Origin of the sequence: Meiothermus cerbereus DSM 11376 (genome assembly GCF_000620065.1) — a bacterium.
In the GTDB taxonomy this organism is placed as follows: Bacteria; Deinococcota; Deinococci; order Deinococcales; family Thermaceae; genus Meiothermus; species Meiothermus cerbereus.
This window is the reverse complement of record NZ_JHVI01000025.1, coordinates 13,656-37,811: the sequence shown is the minus strand read 5'-3', so window position 1 is coordinate 37,811 and position 24,156 is coordinate 13,656. Positions and strand designations below refer to the sequence as shown.

Below are 24,156 nucleotides of genomic sequence, written 5' to 3'. Positions count from 1 at the left end.
CTACTCCTTGGGATAGCCCTCCAGCCAGATGTCCCCTTGCAGCACCTCCAGCCGGCTGACCTCGAGGTCCCGCGCTTGTTCCATGCGCTCCACCGCGAAACCGGCCAGTGCGCTGCGCCCTTGGCCCACCAGCTTTGGTGCCAGGAAGAGCGCTACTTTGTCGATCCATCCCCGCTTCAAGAAAGCCCCGGCCAGGGTAGGGCCGCCTTCCAGCAGGACGCCGTCCAGGCCCTGGGCCCACAGCCAGCTCAGGGCGGCCTCGAGGCTGACCCGGCCCTCTTCTGTAGGCAGCTCGACCACCGTAGCGCCCCGCTCTTCCAGGGCTTGCAGGCGTGCCTTGGGGGCCTGGGGGCCCACCAGGACAACGACTTTTGCAGCCTCGCCTCGGGGTCCTGGGGCGAAGAGCCGGGCGGTAGGGGGGGTGCGGGCCTGGCTGTCGAGCACCACCTTCAAGGGGTCACGTAGTGCGGGCGGCTCGAGCATCCAGGGAAAAGCCCTGAAATCCGGTTCGCGCACGGTGAGCATCGGATCGTCGGCCAGTACCGTGCCCACGCCCACCATCACCGCCGGCAGCCACTGGCGGTAGCCCTGGGCCACCTGCCGGGCGAGTGCATTTGAGATCCAGTACGCATGGCCGCTCTGGGTGGCTGCCTGCCCGTCCAGGCTCAGCGCGGTCTTCCAGAGCACAAAGGGCCGCTGCTGCTTTAGGCCGTGGAAAAACACCTCGTTCTGGGCCAGCGCGGCCTGTTCTAAGAGCCCTGCTTCCACCTGAACGCCCGCCGCCCTGAGCCGCTCCAGGCCGCCCTGGGCTTTGGGGTTGGGGTCGCGGGCCGCAACCACTACCCGGGCTACCCCGGCTTCCAGCAAGGCCAGCGAGCAGGGCGGGGTGCGCCCGTGATGGTTGCAGGGCTCGAGGCTGGTGTAAAGGGTGGCCCCAAAAGCAGCGGTGCCAGCTTGTCGCAAAGCAAAGATTTCGGCGTGGGGCGCACCCGCGCAGGGGTGATGGCCTTCTCCTACGATCTGGCCATCTTTTACCAGTACTGCGCCAACCAGGGGGTTCGGGTGGGTGTGGCCGCGGCCCCTTTCTGCGAGCTGGAGGGTGCGCTGGATAAAGCGCTCGTCTAAACTTCGGCTTACAGATGTATACACATGGACGGTCGAAAGTGTTCGACCATCACCTCCTTCTTCCATCCGGACTTTTACCGTCGGCCCCGGAGTTTCACCGGATCGGGCCCCAAAAAGGGCTTCGCGGGCTTTTACCGCCGGTCGGGATTTGCACCCTGCCCCGAAGGAGGGCAAGTGCAAGTTTAGGCAAGACGCCGGTGGTTTTTTTGGCCACAGGCCACATTGTCTGCCGCACGGCGATGCCCTAGTATGGCGCTATGAAGCATTTGCAAGCCACCCTTTCGGCACAGGATGTTCGTCTAGCTTTTGCGGTGAGTAGATTCAATGAGCGGGTGACCAAGGCGCTTCTCGAGGGCGCCCTCGAGGCCTACGCCCGCCTGGGTGGCCCCGCCGAGGAAGCCCTGGTGGTCTGGGTGCCCGGCTCGTTCGAGCTACCCTTAGCCGCCAAGCGGCTGGCCCGCCATCCCGAGGTGGACGGGGTGGTGGCCCTGGGGGCGGTAATCCGGGGCGAAACCCCCCATTTTGAATACGTCAGTGCGCAGGCGGCCAGCGGCCTGATGCAGGCCATGCTGGAAAGCGAGAAGCCGGTGGCTTTTGGGGTGCTTACCACCGACACCTCCGAACAGGCCGAGGCCAGGGCGGGGGGCAAGGCGGGCAACAAGGGGGCTGAAGCGCTGTACAGCGCGGTGGAGATGGTGCAGCTTCTGCGGGTGCTGGAGCACGCCTCAGAGAAAATGGCCCCGCGCATCTGAACAAAACCAGGCCTGGGCAGTGTGGTAAAGCCAGGGTTGGGCCGGTTCATCATTTTGATAAGAAATGTCTTTGATTTGTTCTTTTTGCTGGGGCCCCCACCTGAAGCTGTGCCAGGAGCTGCCCATGCATCTGGCGGGCTTTAACCTGCCCTAAACAGAAAGCATCAGGTGGGGTTCATATGATACCAGATTCGGTTAGTTCGTCACCGAACGGTGTCGAACTAACCCGACCAAAGGGATACGCTTTCTTCGCCGAGCGCAGCGAGGGGTGTGCTCTAGGATTCAAAAAGATAGCCTCTTAGCGCTTTTTATTTGAAGATTATCTTTTTGAATCCGGTATGATTTGTTCTTTTTTGGGGCCCCCGCCTGCAGCGCGGGCAGCATCAGCCTGAAAAAAGATGGCGCCCTAACCTCTCCCTAACCAAACGATTCAGGCGGGGTTCATATCAGGCCTGCTCGAGCGCCTCTTTGCGCAGGTCTTCTTCGGGCTGCCCTGCCGGGTACTGACCGTTGAAGCAGGCCAGGCAGACCGGCCCCCCAATGGCCCGGCGTACCCCTGGCTCACTCAAAAAAGCCAGCGAGTCGGCCCCGATAAGCTGGCGGATCTGCTCTACCGAGTGGGTAGAGGCCACCAGCTCCTTGCGGGCGGCGGTGTCGATGCCGTAGTAGCAGGGGAACTTGATGGGCGGTGAGGAGATGCGCACGTGCACCTCGGTGGCCCCGGCCTCGCGCAAGAGCTGAACGATGCGGCCCGAGGTGGTGCCGCGCACGATGGAGTCGTCCACCAGCACCACCCGTTTGCCCGCCACCACGGGGGTGGCGGCCAGCTTGAGCCGTACCTTGAGGTCGCGCATGGCCTGGGTGGGCTGGATGAAGGTGCGGCCGGCGTAGGGGTTCTTGTGCAAACCAAAGTCGAAGGGAAGCCCGGAAGCCCGGCTGTAGCCGATGGCGGCTCCGATACCCGAGTCCGGCACCGGCACCACCAGGTCGGCCAGGGCCGGTGCTTCCTGGGCCAGCACCTCACCCATGCGGATGCGGGCGGGATGGGTGGCGATGCCGTCCAGGGTGGCGTCGGCCCGGGCGAAGTAGATCCACTCGAAAGCGCAGGGGGTGGGGTTGGACTCGAGCACCTGCATGGAGTGAAGTTCTCCCGACTCCACCCAGACCAGCTCGCCGGGCCGCACGTCGCGCACAAAGCTGGCCCCCATCAGGGCCAGGGCGGGGGGTTCCGAGGCAAAGACCCAGCCGCCGTTGGACAGCCGCCCGATGACCAAAGGCCTCACTCCGTTGCCATCGCGCAGGGCCAGCACGGTGTGCCGATCCATCAGCACCACGCTAAAGCCCCCGGTGAGCTCCCGCATGGCCCGGGCCGTGGCCTCCACCAGGTTGAGCTTGGCGTAACGGGCAATCAGGTTAATCATCACCTCGGTGTCGTTGGTGGTCTGGAAGACCGCACCGTGCTCTAAAAGCGCCTGGCGAATCTCTATGGCATTAACAAAATTGCCGTTGTGGGCGATGGCCAGAATGCCTTTGGAGCTGCGCACATTGAGGGGCTGGGCGTTGAAGCGCAGGTTGGAGCCGGTGGTGGAGTAGCGGGTATGCCCAATTCCCAGGTTGGCCCCCTCAATCCGCAGTCGCTCCATCCGGGCTTCGTCGAAGACCTGCGTGACCAGCCCCAGGTCTTTCTCAATGACCAGGTCTTTCCCGTTGGAAACACAGATCCCCGCGGCCTCCTGGCCCCGGTGCTGCAGGGCAAAAAGCCCCAGTTGCAGCAGGTCGGCCACCGGCAGGGGCTCAGGCGACCACAGGCCCAAAACACCGCACTCTTCCCGGGGTTTGTCCATCACGGCAGCACCTCCCTGAGCGGGGCTGCCCAGGCCCTTTGCAAGGCGGCCACACTCCACTCCAGGCGCTCTTTGGGCATCAGGATGGTGAGCTTGGTGCCGCCGACCTGGCCCAGAATGTGGTAGGGCAGGCCGTGGTTTTCCAGCACCCACACGGCCATCTGAAGCTGGGCTGGCGCGATGGTGAAAAGGATACGGCTGGGGGCTTCGCCAAAGAGCAGGGCATCGGGCCGGGCCTGGCTGCGAATTTCGATGGTGGCCCCCAGACCATACGGAAGGCACATCTCGGCCAGCGCTACCGCCAGCCCACCTTCGGCCAGGTCGTGGGCAGTACGGACCCAGCCCCGCTCGATGAGCTCGCGGATGGCGGCCTGTGCGCTGGCCTCCAGGGTAAGGTCGAGGGGTGGGGGGTTCCCGGCCTCCTGGCCGTGCACCACCCACAGGTACTCGGAAGCCCCCAGGTGGCCCTCCTGATTGCCGATGAGAACAATAAACTCGCCCGCTTTTCTAAACCCCAGCTCGGCGCGGCGCTCGAGGTTCTCCAGTAACCCCACCACCCCCACCATCGGGGTGGGTGGAATGCGGTAGTTGGGGCCTTCGTTGTAGAGCGAAACATTGCCCGAGACCACCGGAAGGCCCAGGGCCCTCGAGGCCTCCGCCAGGCCCTGGATGGTCTCGGAAAGCTCGAAGTAGCCCTTAGGGGTCTCGGGGTTGCCGCAGTTGAGGCCGTCGGTGTAGGCCAGCGGCCGCCCGCCCACCACGCTCACGTTGCGGGCGGCTTCGGCCAGGGCGTGCTGGGCCCCCAGGCGGGGTGAGAGCTTGGCGTAGCGGGGGTTGGCGTCCACCTTGACCGCCAGGCCCCGCCGGGTGCCCTTGATGCGCAGGATGGCGGCATCGCCCTTGCCGGGAACCAGCACGGTGTTGGTGCCCACCTGGTGGTCGTAGCGCTCGTAGATGGGGGCCCGGCTGCACAGGTTGGGCGAGGCCAAGAGCTGCGGGAGGATTTCTTGCAGCTTAGAGGGCACCGGCAATGTGCCCAGGTCCACTTCCCTGAGCCGGGCGATGGCGGGGTCTTCACGGCCCTCGCGGGTGTAGGTGGGGCAGTCGGCCAGGGCGCCGGTGGGCACCTCGGCCACCACCTGGCCCTGCTGGAGCACCCGGAACACCGGCTGGGCGATGGTGCGGGCCACCGGGACGGCGTCCAGGCCGTAATGCGCGGCCAGGGCTTCCAGGTCTTTTTCCTTGCCGGGCCTGGGCACCAGCACCATGCGCTCCTGGGATTCCGAGAGCATGAGCTCCAGGGGGTTCATACCCGCCTCGCGCTGGGGGACCCGGTCGAGGTCGAGCTCGAGGCCCAGCCCCGACTTGTGGGCCAGCTCAGAAAGGGAGGAGGTGAGCCCTGCCGCGCCCATGTCCTGCACGCCCTCCACCAGATCCTGCCGGATGGCCTCGAGAGTCAGTTCCATGGTCAGCTTGCCCATGAAGGGGTCGCCTACCTGCACGCTGGGCCGTTTGGACTCGTTTTCCTCCGATAGTTCCTCCGAGGCAAAAGCCGCCCCCCCGATGCCGTCACGCCCTGTCTTGGAGCCCACATAGTAGATCGGGCGCGCAAGCGAGGCGCGGCTTTTCTTGAGCTCCTCCACCCGCAAAAGCCCCACACACATAGCGTTGACCAGGGGGTTCTCCTGGTAGTCCGGGTGAAAGTAGACCTCGCCCCCCACCGTGGGCACGCCAATGGCGTTGCCGTAGTGGGCGATGCCCTCCACCACCCCCCGCAGCAGGTGGCGCGTGCGGGGGTGGTCGGGCTGGCCAAAGCGCAGCGAGTTCAATAGGGCGATGGGCCGGGCCCCCATGGCCACGATGTCGCGGATGATGCCCCCCACCCCGGTGGCCGCGCCCTGGACGGGTTCTACTGCCGAGGGATGGTTGTGGCTCTCGATTTTGAAGGCTACGGCCCAGCCTTCGCCAATCTCCACCACCCCCGCGTTTTCGCCGGGGCCCTGTAGCACCGAGGGGCCCTCTTTGGGCAACAGGCGCAGCAGGGGGCGGGAGTTTTTGTAGGAGCAGTGCTCGCTCCACATCACCTTGAATAAGTAGAGCTCGAGCCGGTTGGGCTCGCGCCCCAATAGGCGCACAATTTCTTCATACTCCGCCAATGGGATGCCGGTTTCCTGGAGGAGGGAAGAAAGGGTTTCTTGCATTACAGGGCCCTCGGTGGATGCCCGATTACATCCTTGAGCAGCGGGATAAGCTCCTGGTGGTTGCTGATGCGGGCGGTGGGCTCGGGCTGCCCGTTGCGGTGGGTGTGCCCGGTGTAGAGCACCGCGTAGGGGTAGCCGGTTTGGAAGGCTCCGGCGATGTCGGTGCGGGGTATATCGCCCACGTGCAGGGCTTCCTGAGGCTTGGCCCCCATCTCGTCCAGCGCGGCCAGGAAGGCCTCGGGCTTGGGCTTGACCACGCCGGTCTCGTCGGAGAAGGAAAAACCGCTGAACAGGTCGTGCAGCTTGTGGCGTTTGAGCTGCTCGCGCAGGATGTGCCCGGTGGAAACGCCGGTATCCGACACGATGCCCAGGGTGTAGTGCTGGGCCAGCCGGGGCAGGGCCTCGAGCACCCCTGGCAGCGGGATCAGGTTGCCCTGCAGGGCCGCCTCGACGATGCGCTGGGTGGTGAGGGCGACCTGCCCCTCGTCGTAAGGCAGGCCCAGGTAGGCAAAAATGCGCGTGACCCGTTCGAAGGGGGTCATGACCTGACCGGCGTTCCAGGCCGCATCGAAGTCCAAAGCGGCCTGCCGCCAGGCCTCCATGACTGCGGCGGGTTCGGCAGGAATCCCGGCTTCGGAGGCTGCGTCCAGCAGGATCTCGTTGCGCAGGTTTTTGACCTGCCCGGCGTACTCCGGGCCTTCGATGAAAAGGGTGCCCCAGAAGTCGAAAGTGATTGCTTTGATGGTCATGCCGTTACCTCCTGTTTTTGGTTCGACTCAGGCCACTACCTCGAGGGCTTGTTTCAGGCTGATAAAGAAGGGCAGTCCGTCGGCGGAGCCCAGCGTTTCCTCTACGGCGCGTTCGGGGTGGGGCATCATGCCCAGCACATTGCCTGCTGTATTGACGATACCCGCAATGTGATTGAGCGAACCGTTGGGGTTGAAAGCCTCCCCTGCCGTGCCAGGCGTGCTGGGGTCTGGCGCATAGCGGAAGACCACCTGGCGGTTTTGCTCGAGGGCTTCCAGCGTTTGGGGGTCGGCGTAGTAGCGGCCCTCGCCGTGGGCGATGGGGATTCGCACCACCTGCCCTGGTTTATAGCTGCTGGTGAAGGGCAGGTCGGTGCGCTCGACCCGCAGAAACACCTCTTTACAGGTGAAGTGCAGGTTGGTGTTGGCCAGAAGCGCCCCTGGCAACAGCCCGGCTTCGGTGAGCACCTGAAAGCCATTGCAGATACCCACCACCGGGTGGCCCCGCTCGGCCAGCCGCCGCACCTCCTGCATCACGGGCGAAAACTTGGCTAAAGCCCCGGCCCGCAGGTAGTCGCCGTAGGAGAAGCCACCGGGCAAGAGCACGGCCTGAAAGCCCTCGAGGTTCCGCGCGGTGTGCCAGACCAGCTCAGCTTTTAGCCCCACCATCTGCAGGGCCCAGAGCGCATCCTGGTCACAGTTGGAACCGGGGAACTGAACCACCGCAACCTTCATACCAGCTCCTTCACCGCCTCGACCACGAACACTTCCATCACCGGGTTGGATAGGGCTTTACCGATGTTGTGCGCAGCGGCCCTGGCGTCCGACTCGCTTTGGGCCTCGAGCTCCATCTCCAGCACCCGCCCTACCCGCACGTTTTCGACCGGGTACTCCAGACCCTGCAAAACACCTTCCACCGCGCGTCCCTGCGGGTCGAGGATGCCGTCTTTGAGCTCAATTAAGAGGGTTATATGGTATTTCATAGCTAATACCCATCCTGCGCGTGAGTGGCGCACATAGCGCCACTCACCTGCCGCGCCACTTGGCGCGTCCGAGGGACTCTCTTCCAACCTTTTAGGTCATTCATAATCAGACTTGGTATAAACCCCTGCGAGCACCCGCCGCAGCACTTCCTGGTAGGCTTCCTCCACCCCGCCTAGGTCGCGGCGGAAGCGGTCTTTGTCCATTTTTTCGCCGGTTCCCATCTCCCACAGGCGCATGGTGTCGGGCGAGATCTCGTCGGCCAGCACCAAGCGGCCATCCTCTAGGCGGCCAAACTCGAGCTTAAAGTCTACGAGCTCGAGGTTGCGCTGGGCAAAGTAGTCCTTGAGCAAAGTGTTGATCCAGAGGGCCAGTTCGCGGATGCGTTCCAGCTCGTCCTCGCTAAGAAGCCCCAGGGCCAGGGCCGCCTCGGGGTAGATGAGGGGGTCGCCCAGGGCATCGTTTTTGTAGGAGAACTCCAGCAGGGGCTTTGGCAGCACCCGGCCTTCCTCCACCCCGTAGCGCCGGGAGAAGGTTCCGGCGGTGCGGTTACGCACGATGACCTCGAGGGGCACAATGTGCACTTTTTTCACCAGCATTTCCCGCTCGGATAGCAGCTTTACAAAGTGGGTGGGGATGCCCTGGTCTTCCAGATAGCGAAAAAGCGCAGCCGAAACCTGGTTGTTAACCACCCCCTTACCGGCAATCTGGGCCCGCTTTTGCCCGTTGAAGGCGGTGGCGTCGTCCTTGAAGTAGACCCGCACCAGGCCAGCCTCGGGGCCGGGATAGATGATTTTGGCTTTGCCCTCGTAAAGTTTTTCCATACGAACCTCTGAAAGCCAGGTAGCTTAATAGTACCCCTCTACAGCCCAAAGCGGGCGTAGATGGTATCCACATGGCGCAAAAAGTAACTGGGGTCGAAAGCCCGGGCCAGTGCTTCGCCCTTCAGGGGGCAGGCCGGGTCGGCCTCGAGCAGTTCCCTGAGGCCCAGCCCCTCGGCCCAGCTTTTGAGGGCATTGCGCTGCACCACCTCATAGGCTGTGGTGCGTTCCATACCGGCCTCAATCAAGAGGCCCAGCACCCGCTGGGAGTAGACCAGGCCGCGGGTCAGCTCGAGGTTGCGCCGGATGTTGTCCTCAAACACCACCAGCCCTTCCAGCACCCGCCCTAAGCGGCGCAGCATGTAGTGGGCCAGGGTGGTGGAGTCGGGCAGGATCACCCGCTCCACCGAGCTGTGCGAGATGTCGCGCTCGTGCCAGAGGGCCACATTTTCCAGCTCGGCCTGCAGGTTGCTGCGCAACAGCCGGGCCAGCCCCGAGAGGTTCTCCAGGGCCACCGGGTTTTTTTTGTGGGGCATGGAGGAGGAGCCCGTTTGTTTGTAGCCGAAAGGCTCCTGGGTTTCCAGCACCTCGGTGCGCTGCAGATGGCGCAGCTCCACCGCGATGCGCTCGAGGTTGGCCCCCAGAATCGCCAACGCGCTCATCAGCTCGGCGTGGCGGTCGCGCGGTACCACCTGGGTCGAAGCTGGCTCGATCGAAAAACCCAGCCTTTGGGCAACCCAGGCTTCTACCGCGGGTTCGACATGGGCATAATTTCCTACCGAGCCCGAAAGCATAACCACCCGGATGCCTTCGCGGGCCTTCTTTAAGCGGCCTACATCGCGCAGCAGGGCGGCATAAAAAGCCAAAAAGCGCAGGCCAAAACTGGTCGGTTCGGCGTGTACCCCGTGGGTGCGCCCTACCGCCGGCAGATGCTTGTGCCGCACGGCCAGGTTTTTCAGGGCGACCAGAGCCTTATCCAGCTCTTGCTCAATCAGGCCCAGGGCTTCGACCAGCAACAGGTTTTGCGCGGTGTCTACCACGTCGGTGCTGGTCAGGCCCAGGTGCAGCCAGCGGGCTGCGTCGCTATCGCCCGTCCACTCGGTGAGGGCCCGGGTAAAGGCTACGATATCGTGGCGGGTTTCGGCTTCGATCTGGTCTACCCGGCGGGCAAAGGCCTCATCGATGGGTTTTTGCTGCAAGGCTTGGCGCAAACGCTGGGCAGTCCCGCCCGGCACCTTCCCCAGTTTCTCCCAGGCTTCCAGGGCCAGCATCTCCACCTCGGCCCATACCTGGTACTTGCGCGCCTCGCTCCAGATGACCCGCATCTCGGGGGTCTGGTAGCGCTCGATCATCGCTGTACCCCCTTCACCACAGAAGTGACTTTTTCTTGAGGTTTTCTCACCAGGGATCACTTGTTGTTCTTCATTGCCTCGCAGGACAATCTGGTGAACAACGCCAAGAGCCTATCATGCCTGGGGGGTGGGGGCAACCGAACACCAGGTCGCTTACCGATGTTTTCATTCTGTCGGGGTAGTATTGGGGGCATGATTCGTGCGGTGTTGTTTGATGTCGGCGATACCCTTATTCTGGGGCATCCCAAGTACTGGCTATGGCCCATTTTGGAAGCCAAGGGCCTGGCCCAGCAGGCCGACTTGAAGCGCCTTCCCCAGGCCATGAAGGACGCTTATGCACACTACTCAGACCATCACATGCGCGCTACCGACGAGGCCACGGCGCTTTCTTTTTGGCGGGCTTTTCACTGGGAGATCATGGACGGCATTGGACTGGGGGCCTACGCCGATGAGGTCGCAGACTACCTGAAAGAACACTGGCAGAGTCCGCAGGTCTGGCCGATTACGCCGGGGGCTAAGGAGGTGCTGGCCGAACTGAAAGGCCTGGGTTTCAGGCTGGGGGTGGTATCCAACTGGGACTGGACCCTGCCAGGGGTCTTACAGGCCACTGGCCTGGCGGGGTTCTTTGACTACATCGGGGTTTCGGCCTTGGAGGGCGTGGCCAAGCCCGACCCCCGCCTCTTCCAGGTGGTGCTGCGTGCCTTGCAGGTTGAGCCCCCGCAGGCCCTGCACGTGGGCGACTCCGAGGACGACATCAAGGGGGCTTTGGCTGCCGGGGTTCGGCCCATCTTGTTTGACCCTTATAAAGAGAATCCCAATGCGCTGCACGACCTGACCAGGGTGGTCACGTATGCAACGGGCCGGGTAGAGGAGTTGTAACCCTCAGCCCTTGACGTGCATGTAGCCAGCGAACAGACTGACCCACATGAGCATTCGCAAAGCCATCTGGGGTGATAACTTTGAGGCCATCAAACAAAACCTCCGCGAGGTAGACCCCGACCTGTACGCCTACATCCGCGATTTTGCCTACGAAGAGGTGCTGGCCCGCCCGGGTCTGGATCTGAAGACCCGTGAGCTGCTGGCCATTACCAGCCTGATTGCCCTGGGTGCGCCCAAGGAGATTGCCACGCACCTCGAGGGGGCTCTGCGCAACGGCGCGACCGAGCAGGAAGTGCGCGAGACCATTATCCAGTCGGCGCTGTTTGTGGGCTTTCCCAACGCACTGGGGGCCATGAAAACCTTTCATGCTCTGCTGCGCAAGCGCCAGACTACGGGGGAATAATGCTCTGCAATGTGCTGGTTTTGCCGCTGGATCGGCCCCAGCACCGCATCTTGCTGGGGCTCAAAAAGACGGGTTTTGGGGCGGGCAGGTATGTGGGTTTTGGTGGCAAGCTCGAGGCCGGCGAGACCCTGGCCATGGCGGCTGTACGCGAACTCTGGGAGGAGTGCCGCCTGTCGGCCAGGCCGCAGAACCTCTGGTATGCCGCCCGACTGGAGTTTTTGTTTCCGGCAAACCCAGACTGGAACCGCACCGTGCACGTGTTTCGCCTGGAGTTCTGGGAGGGCGAGCCGCAAGAGTCCGGCGAAATCCGGCCGCAGTGGTTTGACCTCGACGCACTGCCGCTAGATCAGATGTGGGCCGACGTACCCTACTGGCTGCCCCAGGTCTTGCTGGGCATTCGCCCCATGCTGCGCTTTACCTACCACGAGGACAACCAGACGGTGGGGCGGGTGGAGGAGCTCGAGTAAACCAAGCCGAAAGCCGCATGGGGTTGTGATCGCACCCTTCACACGCGGTAAAACCGTGTTTTTGGGTTTGGACGAGGCGGCGTATGTTGACTTTTTAGTGTGGCCCGTGCTAACCTTCAGTGTCCCCCTAAAACCAGCAGGTTTCAGTAGGACATCTAGGAGTAGTAAATGAACAAAGGTACTGTTAAGTGGTTCAACGCGGAAAAAGGTTATGGTTTCATCGCTCAAGAAGGTGGCCCCGATGTGTTCGTTCACTTCACCGCAATCCAGGGTCAGGGCTTCAAAAGCCTTAACGAGGGCGATCGCGTAGAGTTCGAGATCGAACCCGGTAAAAATGGTAAGGGCCCCCAGGCCAAAAACGTGAAGCTCGCCTAACCGTTTCACCCGTCCAAGCTCCCCTTTGCGGGGAGCTTTTTTTGTTGCTTCGCACAAAAAACGAAGCAACTTCACATAAAGTTTGTCGTATACTGACCTCGAGCAATCCCTGTCCAGTAGGAGCCCCTTATGACTGAAGAGCAGCACTTGCGTGAGTACACCAAAGCCCTGAAGGCCCGGTTGCCTCGCCACTTCTTTGAGCCGGTTCCGGCCCGTATGGTCTATTTGCTGGTGTTTCTGGCCCTATTTGGCCTGTGTGCCTGGGGTATCCTGGCCACGCCTTTTGTGCTCCTCAAGCTGCTGTTGTCGCTGGGGATTGGGTACGCATTTATAGGACTGGGCTTTCTGGCGCACGAAATCTTGCACGGCGCGGTTACCAAGAACCCAATTTTGCGCTCGCTGGCTGGAACGCTGGCCTTTATGCCGCTTATGGTAGGGGCCCGCCTTTGGCGCAAGTGGCACAACGTAGAACACCACAGCAACACCCAGCATCCGCACGACGACCCCGATGCCATGGGGGCCCTGGAAACAGCAATACAGAAGCCCTTGGTCAAGTGGATGTTTAGACAGGTGCCTGCCTTGCGGAGTTTCTTCCTGTTTTTTTCCTTTACTTTCTGGTTTACCTTGCATGCCCACATGATGCTTCGGCGTTTTTTGCCTGCTTTCAAGCCCAAAGAGCGCCTTGTTGTGATATTCCAGGCGGTGTTGCCGCTCTTGGTCTGGTTGATGATGCTCTTGTGGGTGGGGCCCTTCAACTTTCTGTTCGTGTTTGTGCTGCCCTGGCTTTTTGCCAACTTTATCGCCATGAGTTTTATTGCCACCAACCACCTCCTGAATCCCATTACCGAGACCAACGATCCCCTGCTGAACAGTCTGACCGTACGCAGCCCCAGGTGGCTCGAGTGGCTCACCCTGGGCTTTGGTTACCACATCGAGCACCATGTGTTTCCCGCGCTGTCTCCCAAATATGCCCACCTGGTAGCGCAAAAAATAAAGGAGCTGTGGCCAGAGCGCTACAACGAGCTGCCCCACTGGAAAGCCTTGTTTTACCTGTGGAAAACCCCGCGCCTTTACCGCGACCACCGCAACCTGATTGAGCCCACCACCGGCCAGGTGTTTGGAACGCTGGGTTTTGGATTGAACGACAGCAAGTTCAGCTCCAGGCCAGCCCGGCGAAAGCTGGGCAAAAAGGGGCTTCGTGGGTAGCGTACAGATGAATGGCGGGTTAGGGCTATGCAGTGCCAGACCTTTGTTCTAAGACTCGATAACCCCAAGGACCTCGAGCGCCTCAATGCCTTTTTGGCTCAGGTGATGCCCATCCAGGTATCCAGCAGCCTGGTTCCGGGCAACACGCCTTTCTGGAGCGTGCTGGTGTTTTACGAAGGCCAGCCGCCCACCCGGCCTGGGCCCGCAAAGCCAGCCGCCAGCCAAAGCGATCCGGCCTTTGAAGCCCTCCGCACCTGGCGCAGCCAGAAAGCCAAAGAAGAGGGCGTGCCCCCGTATGTGGTAGCCACCAACGCCGAGCTACAGGCGATGCTCGAGCTCAAACCCAAAACCCTCGAGCAGCTCGCCCAGGTCAGGGGTTTTGGTAAAACCAAAGCTGCCAAGTATGGCCCTGAAATTCTCCAATACCTTGACCAAGCGCGCTCGGGTTCGTAAGATGCAGCTCAGGATGTTACGGGCGGACAACAATTTGTAGTGGGGGTGAGACTTCGACCCCCGATACCTCGTTGTATCGGGGGTTTTTTGTTGAGCCTGTTTCCGCCACAGCCAGATAGGAGAGCGCATGTCCAGAACCCTAGCCAGTCAGATTGCAAAGCACCTCGGCCAGACCGTTACCCTGCAAGGCTTCCTGCACTGGAAGCGCGATCTGGGGGGGATTCAATTTGCCCTTTTGCGTGACCGGAGCGGTATCGTTCAGGTGGTGGTGGATAAGCGGTTCGAGCTGCCGCTGGCCGAGTCCTCCATGCGGGTGGTGGGCGAGGTGGTGGCGAACCCCAAGGCACCCGGGGGCTACGAAGTAATTGCCCAGGAGATCGATTTTTACGCTAAAGCCAGCGAACCAAGCCCCATTGAAATCCCCAAGGAAGAGTGGCGAGTTAACCCTGAAACGCTGCTGGAATACCGCTACGTAAGCCTGCGCGGAGAGAAAGCCCGGGCCCCCCTCAAAATTCAAGCGGCCCTGGTACGCGGTTTTCGCAGCTACCTGGATAGCCAGGGTTTTACCGAAATCTTTACCCCCAAGATTGTCTCGGCGGGGGCCGAGGGGGGCAGCAACCTTTTCGGCATCGACTACTTTGAACACCGGGCTTACCTGGCCCAGTCGCCCCAGCTCTACAAGCAGATTATGGTGGGGGTTTACGAGCGGGTCTACGAGGTGGCGCCGGTTTTTCGGGCTGAGCAGCACGCCACCAGCCGCCACCTCAACGAATACCTGTCGCTGGACGTGGAGATGGGCTTTATCGAGTCCGAGCACGATGTGATGAGCCTCGAGGAGGAACTCATCCGCGCCATGCTGGAGGAGGCCCGGTACAGTGCGGCCAGCGAGTGTGCGCTTTTGCAGGTGGAATGGCCCAATCTGGCCGAGATGCCCCGCCTCGAGCACCACGAAGCCCGCCGTATTTTGCGTGAAGAACTGGGGATGCCGGTGGGGGCCGACTTCAACGAGGAAGCCGAGCGGGCGCTGGGGGCCTGGGCTAAGGAAAAGTGGGGGGTAGACTTTCTCTTCATCTACAAGTACCCCGAGGCGGCCCGGCCCTTTTATGCCTACCCCGAGGGCGACGGTTCGACCCGGGGCTTCGACCTGTTGTTCAGGGGTCTGGAGATTACCTCGGGCGGGCAGCGTATCCACCAGTACGAGGTGCTGGTGGAGCAACTCAAAAAGAAGGGCAACGACCCTGCCAGCTTTGCGGGCTACCTCGAGGTCTTCAAATACGGCATGCCCCCCCACGGCGGCTTTGCCATTGGGGCCGAACGCCTCACACAGAAGCTCGTTGGGCTCCCCAACGTTCGCTACGCCCGGGCCTTCCCCAGAGACCGCCACCGCCTGACCCCGTAGGGGTTTTTCGGCTCACTTTTTTAGCTTCAGCACGCCCTTGGTAACCTCTTGTTCGATGCCGAGCTCGAGGCGCATCTTTTCCAGGCGATCTAGAAGGGCCTCGGGCCTCACGCCCAGACGCTTGGCCATGGCGGCAATCTTTTGCTCGTTGTAGAGGGTGCCCAGGGTAAGGGCCATGGCTTCGCGGTACTTAGGGCCCAGCATCACCTCGATGGTCTTGATGCGGAGCTGGATTTCGAACCACTCGAGCTTTTCGGTTTCGTTCTGCATATGCTTCCTTTCCATTGCTGGCCCTGGAGGCCTTAAGTCACAACCCCATCATCCTACCAGCACCCCGGCTCTGGCGCGAAAAGCCGGACGGCTTTCTGTTGGAAACCGAATGGGGGTAGAATATTCGGGTGGAGCAACCCGCACTGTTTTCTTCCGAGCTGCCCAGGCCGGATCGCATCTGGTTGGTAGATGGACACCACCTGGCCTACCGCAGCTACTTTGCCTTCGAAAAACTCACCACCTCGAGGGGGGAGCCTACCCAGGCCATTTTTGGCTTTTTGCGCACCTTGCTCAAGCTGCTCAAGGAGGATGGCGACTGTGTAATTGTGGTCTTCGACCCGCCTACCAGAACCTTTCGGCACGACGCATTCGAGGAATACAAGGCCAATCGGGCCGCAACCCCCGACGACTTTTACCCCCAGCTGGAAAAAATCAAGGAGCTGGTAGACCTGATGGGACTCAGGCGGCTGGAAGTGCCGGGTTACGAGGCCGACGATGTCATCGGAACCCTGGCCAGAAAAGCCGAGCTCGAGGGCTACCCGGTACGCATTCTGACTGGCGACCGCGACAGCTTTCAGCTGCTTTCCGAGGCCGTGCAGGTAATGCTGCCTGATGGGCGGCTGATGAACCCCCAGGCTGTACAAGAAAAGTACGGCGTAACGGTGGCCCAGTGGGTGGATTATCGCTCGCTGGTGGGTGATTCTTCCGACAACCTGCCGGGTGCTAAGGGCATTGGGGAGAAAACCGCAGCCAGGCTTTTGCAGGAATGGGGCTCGCTGGAGGCCCTGTATGCCAACCTCGAGGCCCTGTCGCCCAAGGTGCGGGCCAGCCTCGAGCAAAGCCGGGATAACATCAGGCTTTCCCGTGCCCTCTCCGAGATTCACACCGACTTACCCATCGAGCTCGATTTTCGTGACTGCCACCGGCGCGAGCCAGACCGCATGGCCTTGCGCCAAGCGCTGGAGCGGCTCGAGTTCGGCTCTATTTTGCGCGAGCTAAACCTGCTGGCAGCACTGCCAACTGCCCAGGAGGCGGCCTGGCCGCCCCCACCCGATGCTTTTTTAGGCTACACCCTCGACCGGCCCCAGCCCATGTGGGCCAACTGGCTGGGCCTGGCCGCTTTTGCCGAGGGCAAGGTGTACCGGGGTCAGCCCAGCCTGCACGAGCTGCAAAAATTCCCCCAGATTCGCAGCATTGCCGCCAAGGATTTGAGCGTGCTGGCCCTCAAAGAAGGGGTGTGGGTGCCCCCCGGTGACGACCCTTTGCTGCTGGCCTACCTGTACGATCCCTCCAACGCCGAGGCCGGCAGCACGGTGCGGCGCTATGGGGCCGGGGACTGGAGCAACGACCCGGTTGAGCGTGCCCAGGCCGCCTATACCCTCTGGCAGACCCTGCAAGGCCGCATCGGCGAAAACCCCAAAATCGAGTGGCTCTACCAGCAGCTCGAGCAGCCCCTCTCGGCGGTGCTGGCCCGCATGGAGGCCAGGGGCATCTCCCTCGATACCGAGTACCTCCTGCAGCTTTCGGAGGAGCTGGGGAAGGAAATTTCCTACCTGGAGGCAGAGATCCACCGCCTGGCCGGGCATCCTTTTAATGTGAACTCGAGGGATCAGCTCGAGGTCGTTCTGTACGACGAGCTTAAACTCAGCCCAGGCCGCAAGACCCAGACCGGCAAACGCTCCACCGCCGCCAGTGCGCTCGAGGAACTTCAGGGCCAGCACGAGATTATCGAGCGCATCCTGGCCTACCGCGAGCTCACCAAGCTCAAAAACACCTATCTGGACCCCCTGCCCAAGCTGCTTCACCCTAAAACCGGACGCCTGCACACCCGCTTCAACCAGACCGGCACCGCCACCGGGCGGCTTTCTTCGGTGGACCCCAACCTGCAAAACATCCCCATTCGCACCGAGATTGGCCGCCGCATCCGCAAGGCTTTCCGGGCCGCGCCAGGCATGAAACTGGTGGTGGCTGACTACTCCCAGATTGAGCTGCGGGTGCTGGCCCACCTCTCGGGTGACGAGAACCTGATCAAGGTGTTCCGAGAAGGCAAGGACATCCACACCCAGACCGCGGCCTGGATGTTTGGTCTGGATTTAGACCAGGTGGCCAGCGAGCAGCGCCGGGCGGCCAAAACCATCAACTTTGGGGTGCTGTACGGGATGTCGGCGCACCGCTTATCTAACGAGCTCGCTATCCCCTATGCCGAGGCCGAGCGCTTTATTGAGCGCTACTTTGCCTCCTACCCCAGGGTTCGGGCCTGGATTGAGCAGGTACTGGCCGATGCGCGGCAGAAGGGCTACGTCGAGACCATGTTCGGTCGCCGACGTTTTGTGGCCGACCTGGACTCGCGCATCCGCAGCGTGCGGGAAGCTGCCGAGCGCATGGCCTTCAACATGCCGGTGCAGGGCACCGCAGCCGACCTGATGAAGCTGGCCATGGTCAAGCTTCAGCCCGAGCTGGAAGGCCTGGAGGCCCATCTGGTCTTGCAGGTGCACGATGAGCTTTTGGTCGAGGCCCCAGCTGATAAAGCCGAGCAAGTGGCCGGGGTGGTGCGCGAGGTGATGCAGAAAGCCTGGGCTTTGGAGGTACCCCTCGAGGTTGGCACCGGCATAGGTGAGAACTGGCTCGAGGCAAAATAGAGCGTTTTCATAGTCCTTGAGCCTCTTACTAGCTTTACTGCTGCGTCCTGTGAAAAGCGCGATAAGCGGGAAAATAACAGCATGTGCCCCAGGCTGCTGCGCTTCTGTTATGCTTGGCGCATGCAGTCGTGGCCCTCGGCGCAGTTCCCATCCGTCGCTGCGATAGCGACCGCAGGCCGGCCCACCATGTGGCTGGGAAACCCGCAGGGCCTGCAGGAGGTATAGCATGGCAGAAACCTTTGAACTAGATATGCCCGAATTTGAATACCTGACCTACCGGGTCGAAGACAGCATGGGGATTGTTACCATTAGCCGCCCCCAGGCCCTCAACGCCCTCAACCAGGACCTGCTCATTGAACTTGCCAGCGTGTGCGAGGTCATTACCCAGGATCCTGAGGTAAAGGTGGCCATCTTCACCGGCGAAGGCAAGGCCTTTGTGGCAGGGGCCGACATCGGTCAAATAGCCAATCTGCAAGATGTGTTTGCTGCGCGGGAGTTTGCCATTATGGGCCAGTCGGTCTTCAACGAGATTGCGGCCCTGCCGGTGCCCAGCATCGCCGCCATCAACGGTTATGCCCTGGGGGGCGGGCTCGAGCTGGCCCTGGCCTGCGACCTGCGGGTAGCCAGCCACAAAGCCAGACTGGGCCTCCCCGAGGTGGGGTTGGGTATCATCCCTGGCTTTGGGGGAACCCAGCGCTTGCCGCGCCTGGTGGGCCGGGGCAGGGCTTTCGATCTGATTTTTACTGGCCGCCACGTTGGCGCTGAAGAAGCCCTGAGTCTGGGCCTGGTCAACCGGGTGGGTGAGGATGCCCTAATGGCAGCCAAAGAGCTGGCCGCAGCCATCCTGAAAAATGGCCCGGTGGCCCTGGCCCTGGCCAAGGAAGCTGTGGGGCGGGGTGAGGGCCTGGACTTGCAGGAGGCCCTCGAGATCGAAGCCGACCTGTTTGGTCTGGCCTGTGCCACCCAGGACATGCGCGAGGGAACCAAAGCCTTCCTGGAAAAGCGACCGGCGCACTTCAGGGGTGAATGAGGGGCGCGCTCCGCTACCCTCGCTACCAGCATGTTTCCTGTGGCTTTTATCACGCCGCACTAAGTCTCCAGGCTCTACCATCAGGGTATGAGCGATGGCAGTTCGGTTATGAACGAGCGCACGGTTCAGGTCACCCAGCCCAAGGCCAAGCTATACGTCGAGGCCGATCTGGCTATTCGCGAGGGCTTGCAGCGCTACCCCAAGGCCCTGGCCGCCTACGAGATGCTCACCACCGACTCCGAGGCCCGGGGCCACTGGGACATGGCCAACTACATCACCGTGCGCAAGCTGGGCTACAACGATCACGGGCGGGTGCATGCGCTCCTGACCGGCGCGGCCAGCGTGACCATCCTCCAACTACTCACCGACCACGGGGTTAAGCCCGATGTGATGGAAAGCGGGGTGGGCGACCTGGACGACACCTTTCTTACCGTGTTGCTTTCTACCATGCTGCACGATATTGGTAACCAGGTGCACCGCGTGCGCCACGAGTCGTTTAGTGTAGTGCTGGCTATTCCCATCCTGGACAGGATTTTAGAAAAGCTCTACCGCGACCCCGAACAGCGCATCGAGCTCAGGGCTTTTATGCTGCACTCGATTAACTGCCACGACCTCGAGCCCGAGCCCCTGACCATCGAGGCGGGTATTACCGCCGTGGCCGACGGAACCGACATCACCAAAGGCCGGGGTCGTAAGGCCTTCGCGCTGGGCTCGGTGGACATCCACTCCATCAGCGCGCTGGCGGTGGACGAGGTGCAGATTCTCAAAGGTGAACAGGTTCCGGTGGAGATTCGGGTGGTCATGAACAACTCCGCAGGTATTTTCCAGGTCGAAGAAGTGCTGACCAAAAAGGTGCTGCGAAGCCCAATCCGCGACTACGTGACGGTGATTGCCAGCACCCACGACACCGAACACGACCAGCGCATTATCCGGCGGGTGCGCCTGCACGAGACGGAGCCCCGCTTTACCCTGGACTGATCGCACGATCCAGAATTTCTGGGGTCGCAAGCCGGGCTTTTCTCACCCTTGGTAGGCTAAACTGGCAAGGATATGCGGCGTATCGTACCTTTGCTAATCCTGGCCCTCTTGATAGGCGCAGCCTGGTGGGCCTACCCTTTGCTCCAACCCCTGCTGCGCTACGGTACCCTGCCGCGCAACCTGGAACGTCCCCTCACCGTCTTGTTGCTGGGGGTAGCGCCTGAGTACAAGTACTACCATCAGCGGGCAGCCGAGAACTTTCGCGGCCTGTCGGATGTAAATCTGCTGGTGCGCTTTGACCCCAACACCAAGCGCATTGTGGTGCTCTCGATTCCCAGGGATGTGTACGTGCGGATTCCCGGCTACGGCTGGTACATCATCAACCACGCCAACAAGTTTGGTGGCCCCGAGCTGGCCAAGCAGGTGGTCAGCGACCTGACCGGAGTCGAGATTGACGCCTACCTGGCTGTGAGCGTTGAGGCCATTCGCAACGGGGTAGATGCCTTGGGCGGCGTTACCGTTTGTGTGGAAAAACCCATGAAGTACAAGGATACCGCTGCCAAGCTGGACATCGACCTCGAGCCCGGCTGCCAGCACCTGAGTGGCGCGCAGGCCGAAGGATATCTGCGCTTTCGCCACGATGCTTTAGGCGATATTGGCCGTATTCAGCGCCAGCAGAACTTCTTCCATGCCCTCAAGCAGCAAATCCTTTCACCTGGCGGACTGTTGCACATACCACAGGCCATTGCCAGCGTGGAGCAAAACATCCGTACCGACCTGACCCGCGAGCAAATCGCCAGCCTGATGGGCTTTGCCATGCAACAACCCCAGCTGGTTTCCCTGCTGATGCCAGGTCAGTTTGGCCAGGGCTGGGAAGTAGACCGGGCCCAATTAAAAATGCTGGTTGAGCGCTATTTTTCCGACACTTCGGCCACAGCCAAAGCAACCTTGGAAGACTTGCGGGGCCGAGAGGCGGTGGTGCTTTACGCTGCGCCCCAGGAAGCAGCTGCCATCGAGATGCGGGGCAGGTTGCGGGAGCTGGGGTTGCGGGTGCTCCTGCGCGAGGTACAGAGCGTGCCTCCGCGCAGCGAGGTGCTTGCCAACGGGGCCTCGGAACTGGCCGAAGCGCTAGGCATAGCCCTCGGACTGCCCTGGCGCATATCGGGTGAGGCGGCCCTGTACACCGACCTTACGGTGCGTATCGGCGCCGACTTTGCCCCCAACGGGCAGAGCCAGTAGCAGGTTTTCCCAGGACGCCGGACACACCCTTGATGCGTTCTTCTGCTGAGGTTTATGTTCCAGGCCAGGCAGGCCATCAGGTAAAGAGGCTCGAGACCGATTCCCCGCGGTGAATCCGCCAGATGGCCTCGGCGAAGAGGGGCCCCACGCTAAGCTGCTTGATTTTGCTGCTGGGTCTGGCTTTGTAGGTACAGGTATTGGTGGCCGCCACCTCCGCGATGGGGGCTTTTTCGATGCGGTCAATGGCGGGGCCTACGTACACGCCATGGGTGAAAGCTGCATATACCGCCTGTGCCCCATTTTGCATAAGGGAGTCGGCGGCTTGCACCAGGGTTCCGGCGGTGGAGACCTCGTCGTCTATAACCAGGGCTGTTTTGCCGCGCACGTCGCCGACTAACCCCCTCGAGGTGACCTCGGTATCGGAGAGCCGCTGTTTATCGATGAAGGCGATGGGCAGGGCCAGGCGGCGGGCCAGCGAGCTGGCCCGCTTGATATCGCCTGCATCGGGCGCTACCACCACGGCGTTCTCGAGTTTTTCTACCCGGGTGGCAAAGTAGTTGGCGATTACCGGCTCGGCGGAAAGGTGGTCTACGGGAACTTTAAAAAAGCCGTGCACCTGGGCCGAGTGCAGCGTCATGGTCAGCACCCGGTCGGCCCCGGCGGTCTGAATCAGGTCGGCCACCAGCCGGGCTGCGATGGAGATGCGGGGGGCGTCTTTTTTGTCGCTGCGGGCATAGGCATAGTAGGGAATTACCGCAGTGACTCGAGCCGCGCTGCTGCTTTTGGCAGCGTCAATCATCATCAAGAGCTCTACCAGGTGATCCTGCACGGGAGGCGTGAGCGACTGAATAATAAAGATATCGCCCTCGCGTAGGCTCTGTTCGTACCGGACGAAAAGACAGTCGTTGGCAAAGCGCTCGGTAACGCTCTTGCCAAGCGGAACCCCCAGGTTGTCGGCTATTTCCTGGGCCAGGGGTAGGTTGGACTGTCCGCTAAATACCATCAGGGGTCGTTCCATAACCGCCTGAAAGCATACAACGATTGGAGCTACAGGGTAGATGCCCGCGCGGGCTGGGCCCTGTCTCATATGAAGTCTTGCCGGATTGTTCCCTTGATGTAGAGAGCCTAAGCGAATGGCGCAGCTTCGAGCGGGAGCCCCAGCAAAAAGAACCAGTCAAAAAAATTTCTTATACCCGCGGGTATTCACTCAAGCGGCTCTATTTCCTGCTGTATACCGGTGGTAACCTCGGGTCCCGACGGGTGCAGGTAAACGTTAATCTCACTGCGGATGCCAAAAGGCCCGGGGTAGACCCCTGGCTCGATGGTAAAGGCCAGGCCAGGAATTAGTGGACGGGTATCGTGGCTCTCGAGGTCGTCCAGGTGGGTTCCGTTACCGTGGGTGGCGCTAAAGCCCAGGTGGTGGCCGGTGCGGTGCAGGACATAGCCCCCCATGCCAGCCTGCTCGATGACCTGCCGGGCTGCACGGTCGAGCTCAAAACCTTTGGGGTGTCGGCCGGCGGCATAGGCCTGTTTACAAAACTCGAGGGCCGCATTGCGGGCATTGCGCACCACTGCCCAGGCTTTATGGATTTCCTGCGAAACCGCCCAGCCCGCCATCCAGGTTACATCGGCGTAGGGGCCGTGGGGCTCCTTGCACCACAGGTCAATCAACATCACCTGACCTCGCTCCAGTCGGCTTTCCCCTACGGTGTGGTGGGGATTGGCGGCGCTTGGGCCATAGGCCACCATGGGTGGGTGGTCGAAGACCAGGCCCCTGGCTTCAAAGACCTTGCTGATTTCTCTTTGCACCAGGAGCTCGCTGGGCGGGTCATCGAGCCGGGCTCGCACAAAGCCCAAAGCGTGCTTCAAGGCCTCGGCGATGCCCGCGGCTGCGCGCTTATGGGCGGCCAGGTCGGCGGGTGTCCAGGTCTGAAACTGCAACAGAATCTCTGCCGAGGAGACCACCTCGAGCCCCATACCCCGAAGCAGCTCCAGGGTTCCGGCATCGATACGCGAAAGATAGGGGATGCCTCCACCTGGGTAATACTCCATGGCGATGCGACCCAGTGGGGCCACATGCGTTTGCAGGGCCTGAACGAACTCGGGCCAGCTCGAGAACACCACCCACCGGCCCGGCAGGTCGGGGAAACTGGTTTTCTCGATGGCGTGGATAATAAAAACCGGTTCACCATGCGCCGGAATTAGATAGGCAAAGCGGCGGCTGAGCATCCGCCCCCCGAGCCCCAGGGCTTCCAGGGCCAGCGGGTTGCTACCCTGGAAACTGTAGAGCAACCAGCCGGGAATGCGGGCTTCTTGCAGGGCTTGTTGGGCTTTGGCAATGTTCATGTGTACATACTACGGGGAACCAGGCGTGTGCCTTGTGAACACAGGGCGGGACTCAATGTGGCTGTGCGTGGCGGGAACCTCGAAGCGGAGCACGGCTGGGGTGCACCTGCTTACGTTCTGGCTTTGCCACCGTGCTAATCTTGAGTCAGGAGGTCTGTGTGGTTCAGGAGCAGACAGCGATTTCCATTACACCCCTGGCAGCCGAGCGTGCTAAGGAGATTCTTACTCGGTACAACAAACCCGAGGCGGCCATTCGGGTTTTTATCAAGTCGGGTGGCTGTAGTGGCTACCAATATGGCATGGCCGTGGATGAACGAGAGCTCGAGGGCGACACCGTTGTGGAAATGCATGGGGTACGCCTGGTAGTAGATCGCATGTCCTTACCGCTGCTTGCGGGTGCCGAGGTGGACTGGGTCGAAAACCTCATGGGTGGGGGCTTCAGTGTGAATAACCCCAACGCCACCTCCTCGTGCGGCTGCGGACACTCCTTCCGCACCGATGGAGCCAAAGCTCCCGAAGGCGAAGGCAGCGGCAGTTGCTGCAGCACCTGAAGCCCCGACTGCTTTTGCGGCCCCCCTTGGCTGGAGCCAAACTGGCAACCGGGTGGGCGCTGGGCTTGTGTTTACCCTGCCGCCTGCGTGTGGTGGTAC

24 protein-coding genes and 1 riboswitch are annotated in these 24,156 nt (G+C 61.6%); of the genes, 13 read left to right on the top strand and 11 right to left on the bottom strand.

Annotated elements, in window-relative coordinates; genetic code table 11:
- The gene (ribD, locus tag Q355_RS0110255; RefSeq protein ID WP_051529384.1) at positions 1-1,191 is read right to left on the bottom strand and encodes a bifunctional diaminohydroxyphosphoribosylaminopyrimidine deaminase/5-amino-6-(5-phosphoribosylamino)uracil reductase RibD; all 1,191 of its coding nucleotides are present in this window, start codon (positions 1,189-1,191) and stop codon (positions 1-3) included.
- Positions 1,176-1,297: riboswitch (FMN riboswitch) on the bottom strand. Its footprint overlaps the gene before it by 16 nt.
- A gap of 85 nt (positions 1,298-1,382) precedes the next feature.
- On the opposite strand from ribD, the gene ribH reads away from it, so the two are divergent.
- Positions 1,383-1,877: a 6,7-dimethyl-8-ribityllumazine synthase gene (ribH, locus tag Q355_RS0110250; RefSeq protein ID WP_027877718.1), complete on the top strand. Its 495-nt coding sequence runs from the start codon at positions 1,383-1,385 to the stop codon at positions 1,875-1,877.
- 446 nt (positions 1,878-2,323) lie between these two features.
- On the opposite strand, the gene purF is transcribed toward ribH, so the two are convergent.
- From purF to purB, 7 genes are all read right to left on the bottom strand, one after another.
- Positions 2,324-3,721, bottom strand: coding sequence for an amidophosphoribosyltransferase (purF, locus tag Q355_RS0110240; protein ID WP_027877717.1), 1,398 nt, complete (start codon positions 3,719-3,721; stop codon positions 2,324-2,326).
- A complete protein-coding gene (gene purL, locus Q355_RS0110235; protein ID WP_027877716.1) occupies positions 3,721-5,922 on the bottom strand; it encodes a phosphoribosylformylglycinamidine synthase subunit PurL in 2,202 nt (733 codons plus the stop codon). The genes purF and purL overlap by 1 nt, the downstream gene beginning before the upstream one ends.
- Positions 5,922-6,671 carry an HAD family hydrolase gene (locus Q355_RS0110230; protein WP_027877715.1) on the bottom strand — a complete coding sequence of 250 codons (750 nt, stop codon included), beginning with the start codon at positions 6,669-6,671 and terminating at the stop codon, positions 5,922-5,924. The genes purL and Q355_RS0110230 overlap by 1 nt, the downstream gene beginning before the upstream one ends.
- 27 nt (positions 6,672-6,698) lie before the next feature.
- Positions 6,699-7,403 carry a phosphoribosylformylglycinamidine synthase subunit PurQ gene (purQ, locus tag Q355_RS0110225; RefSeq protein ID WP_027877714.1) on the bottom strand — a complete coding sequence of 235 codons (705 nt, stop codon included), beginning with the start codon at positions 7,401-7,403 and terminating at the stop codon, positions 6,699-6,701.
- Positions 7,400-7,651, bottom strand: coding sequence for a phosphoribosylformylglycinamidine synthase subunit PurS (gene purS / locus Q355_RS0110220; RefSeq protein ID WP_027877713.1), 252 nt, complete (start codon positions 7,649-7,651; stop codon positions 7,400-7,402). Before purS ends, purQ begins: the two co-directional genes overlap by 4 nt.
- 96 nt (positions 7,652-7,747) lie before the next feature.
- Positions 7,748-8,473: a phosphoribosylaminoimidazolesuccinocarboxamide synthase gene (purC, locus tag Q355_RS0110215; protein ID WP_027877712.1), complete on the bottom strand. Its 726-nt coding sequence runs from the start codon at positions 8,471-8,473 to the stop codon at positions 7,748-7,750.
- A 38-nt stretch (positions 8,474-8,511) separates the two neighbouring features.
- Positions 8,512-9,822: an adenylosuccinate lyase gene (gene purB, locus Q355_RS0110210; RefSeq protein WP_027877711.1), complete on the bottom strand. Its 1,311-nt coding sequence runs from the start codon at positions 9,820-9,822 to the stop codon at positions 8,512-8,514.
- A 192-nt stretch (positions 9,823-10,014) separates the two neighbouring features.
- Between purB and Q355_RS0110205 the strand changes: the two genes are divergently transcribed.
- From Q355_RS0110205 to aspS, 7 genes are all read left to right on the top strand, one after another.
- Complete coding sequence (locus tag Q355_RS0110205; RefSeq protein ID WP_027877710.1) at positions 10,015-10,701, top strand: HAD family hydrolase; 687 nt, start codon at positions 10,015-10,017, stop codon at positions 10,699-10,701.
- A gap of 46 nt (positions 10,702-10,747) precedes the next feature.
- Positions 10,748-11,104 (top strand): carboxymuconolactone decarboxylase family protein, encoded by a 357-nt coding sequence (locus Q355_RS0110200; protein ID WP_027877709.1) that lies wholly within the window; start codon positions 10,748-10,750, stop codon positions 11,102-11,104.
- The gene (locus Q355_RS0110195; protein ID WP_051529383.1) at positions 11,104-11,571 is read left to right on the top strand and encodes an 8-oxo-dGTP diphosphatase; all 468 of its coding nucleotides are present in this window, start codon (positions 11,104-11,106) and stop codon (positions 11,569-11,571) included. The genes Q355_RS0110200 and Q355_RS0110195 overlap by 1 nt, the downstream gene beginning before the upstream one ends.
- Positions 11,572-11,739: 168 nt before the next feature.
- Positions 11,740-11,946, top strand: coding sequence for a cold-shock protein (locus Q355_RS0110190; RefSeq protein WP_027877707.1), 207 nt, complete (start codon positions 11,740-11,742; stop codon positions 11,944-11,946).
- Between the two features lie 129 nt (positions 11,947-12,075).
- On the top strand, positions 12,076-13,152 hold the full coding sequence (locus Q355_RS0110185; protein WP_027877706.1) for a fatty acid desaturase family protein: 1,077 nt from the start codon (positions 12,076-12,078) through the stop codon (positions 13,150-13,152).
- Positions 13,153-13,179: 27 nt separating this feature from the next.
- Positions 13,180-13,605 (top strand): HRDC domain-containing protein, encoded by a 426-nt coding sequence (locus Q355_RS0110180; protein ID WP_027877705.1) that lies wholly within the window; start codon positions 13,180-13,182, stop codon positions 13,603-13,605.
- A gap of 127 nt (positions 13,606-13,732) precedes the next feature.
- Positions 13,733-15,004, top strand: a complete 1,272-nt coding sequence (gene aspS, locus Q355_RS0110175; protein WP_027877704.1) for an aspartate--tRNA(Asn) ligase — start codon at positions 13,733-13,735, stop codon at positions 15,002-15,004.
- A 12-nt stretch (positions 15,005-15,016) separates the two neighbouring features.
- Here the strand turns inward: aspS and Q355_RS0110170 are convergent, their stop codons facing one another.
- Positions 15,017-15,274, bottom strand: a complete 258-nt coding sequence (locus Q355_RS0110170) for a hypothetical protein (RefSeq protein WP_027877703.1) — start codon at positions 15,272-15,274, stop codon at positions 15,017-15,019.
- A gap of 128 nt (positions 15,275-15,402) precedes the next feature.
- Here Q355_RS0110170 and polA point away from each other — a divergent pair, with 128 nt between their 5' ends.
- The 4 genes from polA to Q355_RS0110140 all read left to right on the top strand — a co-directional run bounded on the left by polA (position 15,403) and on the right by Q355_RS0110140 (position 21,160).
- Positions 15,403-17,913 carry a DNA polymerase I gene (gene polA / locus Q355_RS0110160; protein ID WP_027877702.1) on the top strand — a complete coding sequence of 837 codons (2,511 nt, stop codon included), beginning with the start codon at positions 15,403-15,405 and terminating at the stop codon, positions 17,911-17,913.
- Between the two features lie 226 nt (positions 17,914-18,139).
- Positions 18,140-18,943 carry an enoyl-CoA hydratase/isomerase family protein gene (locus tag Q355_RS0110150; protein WP_027877701.1) on the top strand — a complete coding sequence of 268 codons (804 nt, stop codon included), beginning with the start codon at positions 18,140-18,142 and terminating at the stop codon, positions 18,941-18,943.
- A 108-nt stretch (positions 18,944-19,051) separates the two neighbouring features.
- Positions 19,052-19,921, top strand: coding sequence for a phosphohydrolase (locus tag Q355_RS0110145; protein ID WP_027877700.1), 870 nt, complete (start codon positions 19,052-19,054; stop codon positions 19,919-19,921).
- A gap of 72 nt (positions 19,922-19,993) precedes the next feature.
- Positions 19,994-21,160: an LCP family protein gene (locus Q355_RS0110140; protein ID WP_027877699.1), complete on the top strand. Its 1,167-nt coding sequence runs from the start codon at positions 19,994-19,996 to the stop codon at positions 21,158-21,160.
- A gap of 76 nt (positions 21,161-21,236) precedes the next feature.
- Here the strand turns inward: Q355_RS0110140 and Q355_RS0110135 are convergent, their stop codons facing one another.
- Together Q355_RS0110135 and Q355_RS0110130 are read right to left on the bottom strand one after the other, a co-directional pair.
- Complete coding sequence (locus Q355_RS0110135; RefSeq protein ID WP_027877698.1) at positions 21,237-22,178, bottom strand: ribose-phosphate diphosphokinase; 942 nt, start codon at positions 22,176-22,178, stop codon at positions 21,237-21,239.
- A gap of 185 nt (positions 22,179-22,363) precedes the next feature.
- Complete coding sequence (locus Q355_RS0110130) at positions 22,364-23,506, bottom strand: M24 family metallopeptidase (protein WP_027877697.1); 1,143 nt, start codon at positions 23,504-23,506, stop codon at positions 22,364-22,366.
- Between the two features lie 158 nt (positions 23,507-23,664).
- On the opposite strand from Q355_RS0110130, the gene erpA reads away from it, so the two are divergent.
- On the top strand, positions 23,665-24,057 hold the full coding sequence (erpA, locus tag Q355_RS0110125) for an iron-sulfur cluster insertion protein ErpA (protein WP_036259237.1): 393 nt from the start codon (positions 23,665-23,667) through the stop codon (positions 24,055-24,057).
- Positions 24,058-24,156 lie beyond the last annotated feature (99 nt).

Excerpts from the sequence above, each read along its gene's own strand:
- Q355_RS0110140 (WP_027877699.1), top strand. The coding sequence starts at position 19,994 with ATGCGGCGTATCGTACCTTTGCTAATCCTGGCCCTCTTGATAGGCGCA.
- Q355_RS0110205 (WP_027877710.1), top strand. The coding sequence starts at position 10,015 with ATGATTCGTGCGGTGTTGTTTGATGTCGGCGATACCCTTATTCTGGGG.
- purF (WP_027877717.1), bottom strand. The coding sequence starts at position 3,721 with ATGGACAAACCCCGGGAAGAGTGCGGTGTTTTGGGCCTGTGGTCGCCT.
- Q355_RS0110180 (WP_027877705.1), top strand. The coding sequence starts at position 13,180 with ATGCAGTGCCAGACCTTTGTTCTAAGACTCGATAACCCCAAGGACCTC.
- Q355_RS0110135 (WP_027877698.1), bottom strand. The coding sequence starts at position 22,178 with ATGGAACGACCCCTGATGGTATTTAGCGGACAGTCCAACCTACCCCTG.
- Q355_RS0110130 (WP_027877697.1), bottom strand. The coding sequence starts at position 23,506 with ATGAACATTGCCAAAGCCCAACAAGCCCTGCAAGAAGCCCGCATTCCC.
- Q355_RS0110185 (WP_027877706.1), top strand. The coding sequence starts at position 12,076 with ATGACTGAAGAGCAGCACTTGCGTGAGTACACCAAAGCCCTGAAGGCC.
- Q355_RS0110195 (WP_051529383.1), top strand. The coding sequence starts at position 11,104 with ATGCTCTGCAATGTGCTGGTTTTGCCGCTGGATCGGCCCCAGCACCGC.
- aspS (WP_027877704.1), top strand. The coding sequence starts at position 13,733 with ATGTCCAGAACCCTAGCCAGTCAGATTGCAAAGCACCTCGGCCAGACC.
- Q355_RS0110145 (WP_027877700.1), top strand. The coding sequence starts at position 19,052 with ATGAACGAGCGCACGGTTCAGGTCACCCAGCCCAAGGCCAAGCTATAC.
- ribH (WP_027877718.1), top strand. The coding sequence starts at position 1,383 with ATGAAGCATTTGCAAGCCACCCTTTCGGCACAGGATGTTCGTCTAGCT.
- purC (WP_027877712.1), bottom strand. The coding sequence starts at position 8,473 with ATGGAAAAACTTTACGAGGGCAAAGCCAAAATCATCTATCCCGGCCCC.
- purQ (WP_027877714.1), bottom strand. The coding sequence starts at position 7,403 with ATGAAGGTTGCGGTGGTTCAGTTCCCCGGTTCCAACTGTGACCAGGAT.
- Q355_RS0110170 (WP_027877703.1), bottom strand. The coding sequence starts at position 15,274 with ATGCAGAACGAAACCGAAAAGCTCGAGTGGTTCGAAATCCAGCTCCGC.
- Q355_RS0110200 (WP_027877709.1), top strand. The coding sequence starts at position 10,748 with ATGAGCATTCGCAAAGCCATCTGGGGTGATAACTTTGAGGCCATCAAA.
- purS (WP_027877713.1), bottom strand. The coding sequence starts at position 7,651 with ATGAAATACCATATAACCCTCTTAATTGAGCTCAAAGACGGCATCCTC.
- purB (WP_027877711.1), bottom strand. The coding sequence starts at position 9,822 with ATGATCGAGCGCTACCAGACCCCCGAGATGCGGGTCATCTGGAGCGAG.
- Q355_RS0110150 (WP_027877701.1), top strand. The coding sequence starts at position 18,140 with ATGGCAGAAACCTTTGAACTAGATATGCCCGAATTTGAATACCTGACC.
- Q355_RS0110190 (WP_027877707.1), top strand. The coding sequence starts at position 11,740 with ATGAACAAAGGTACTGTTAAGTGGTTCAACGCGGAAAAAGGTTATGGT.
- ribD (WP_051529384.1), bottom strand. The coding sequence starts at position 1,191 with ATGGAAGAAGGAGGTGATGGTCGAACACTTTCGACCGTCCATGTGTAT.
- purL (WP_027877716.1), bottom strand. The coding sequence starts at position 5,922 with ATGCAAGAAACCCTTTCTTCCCTCCTCCAGGAAACCGGCATCCCATTG.
- Q355_RS0110230 (WP_027877715.1), bottom strand. The coding sequence starts at position 6,671 with ATGACCATCAAAGCAATCACTTTCGACTTCTGGGGCACCCTTTTCATC.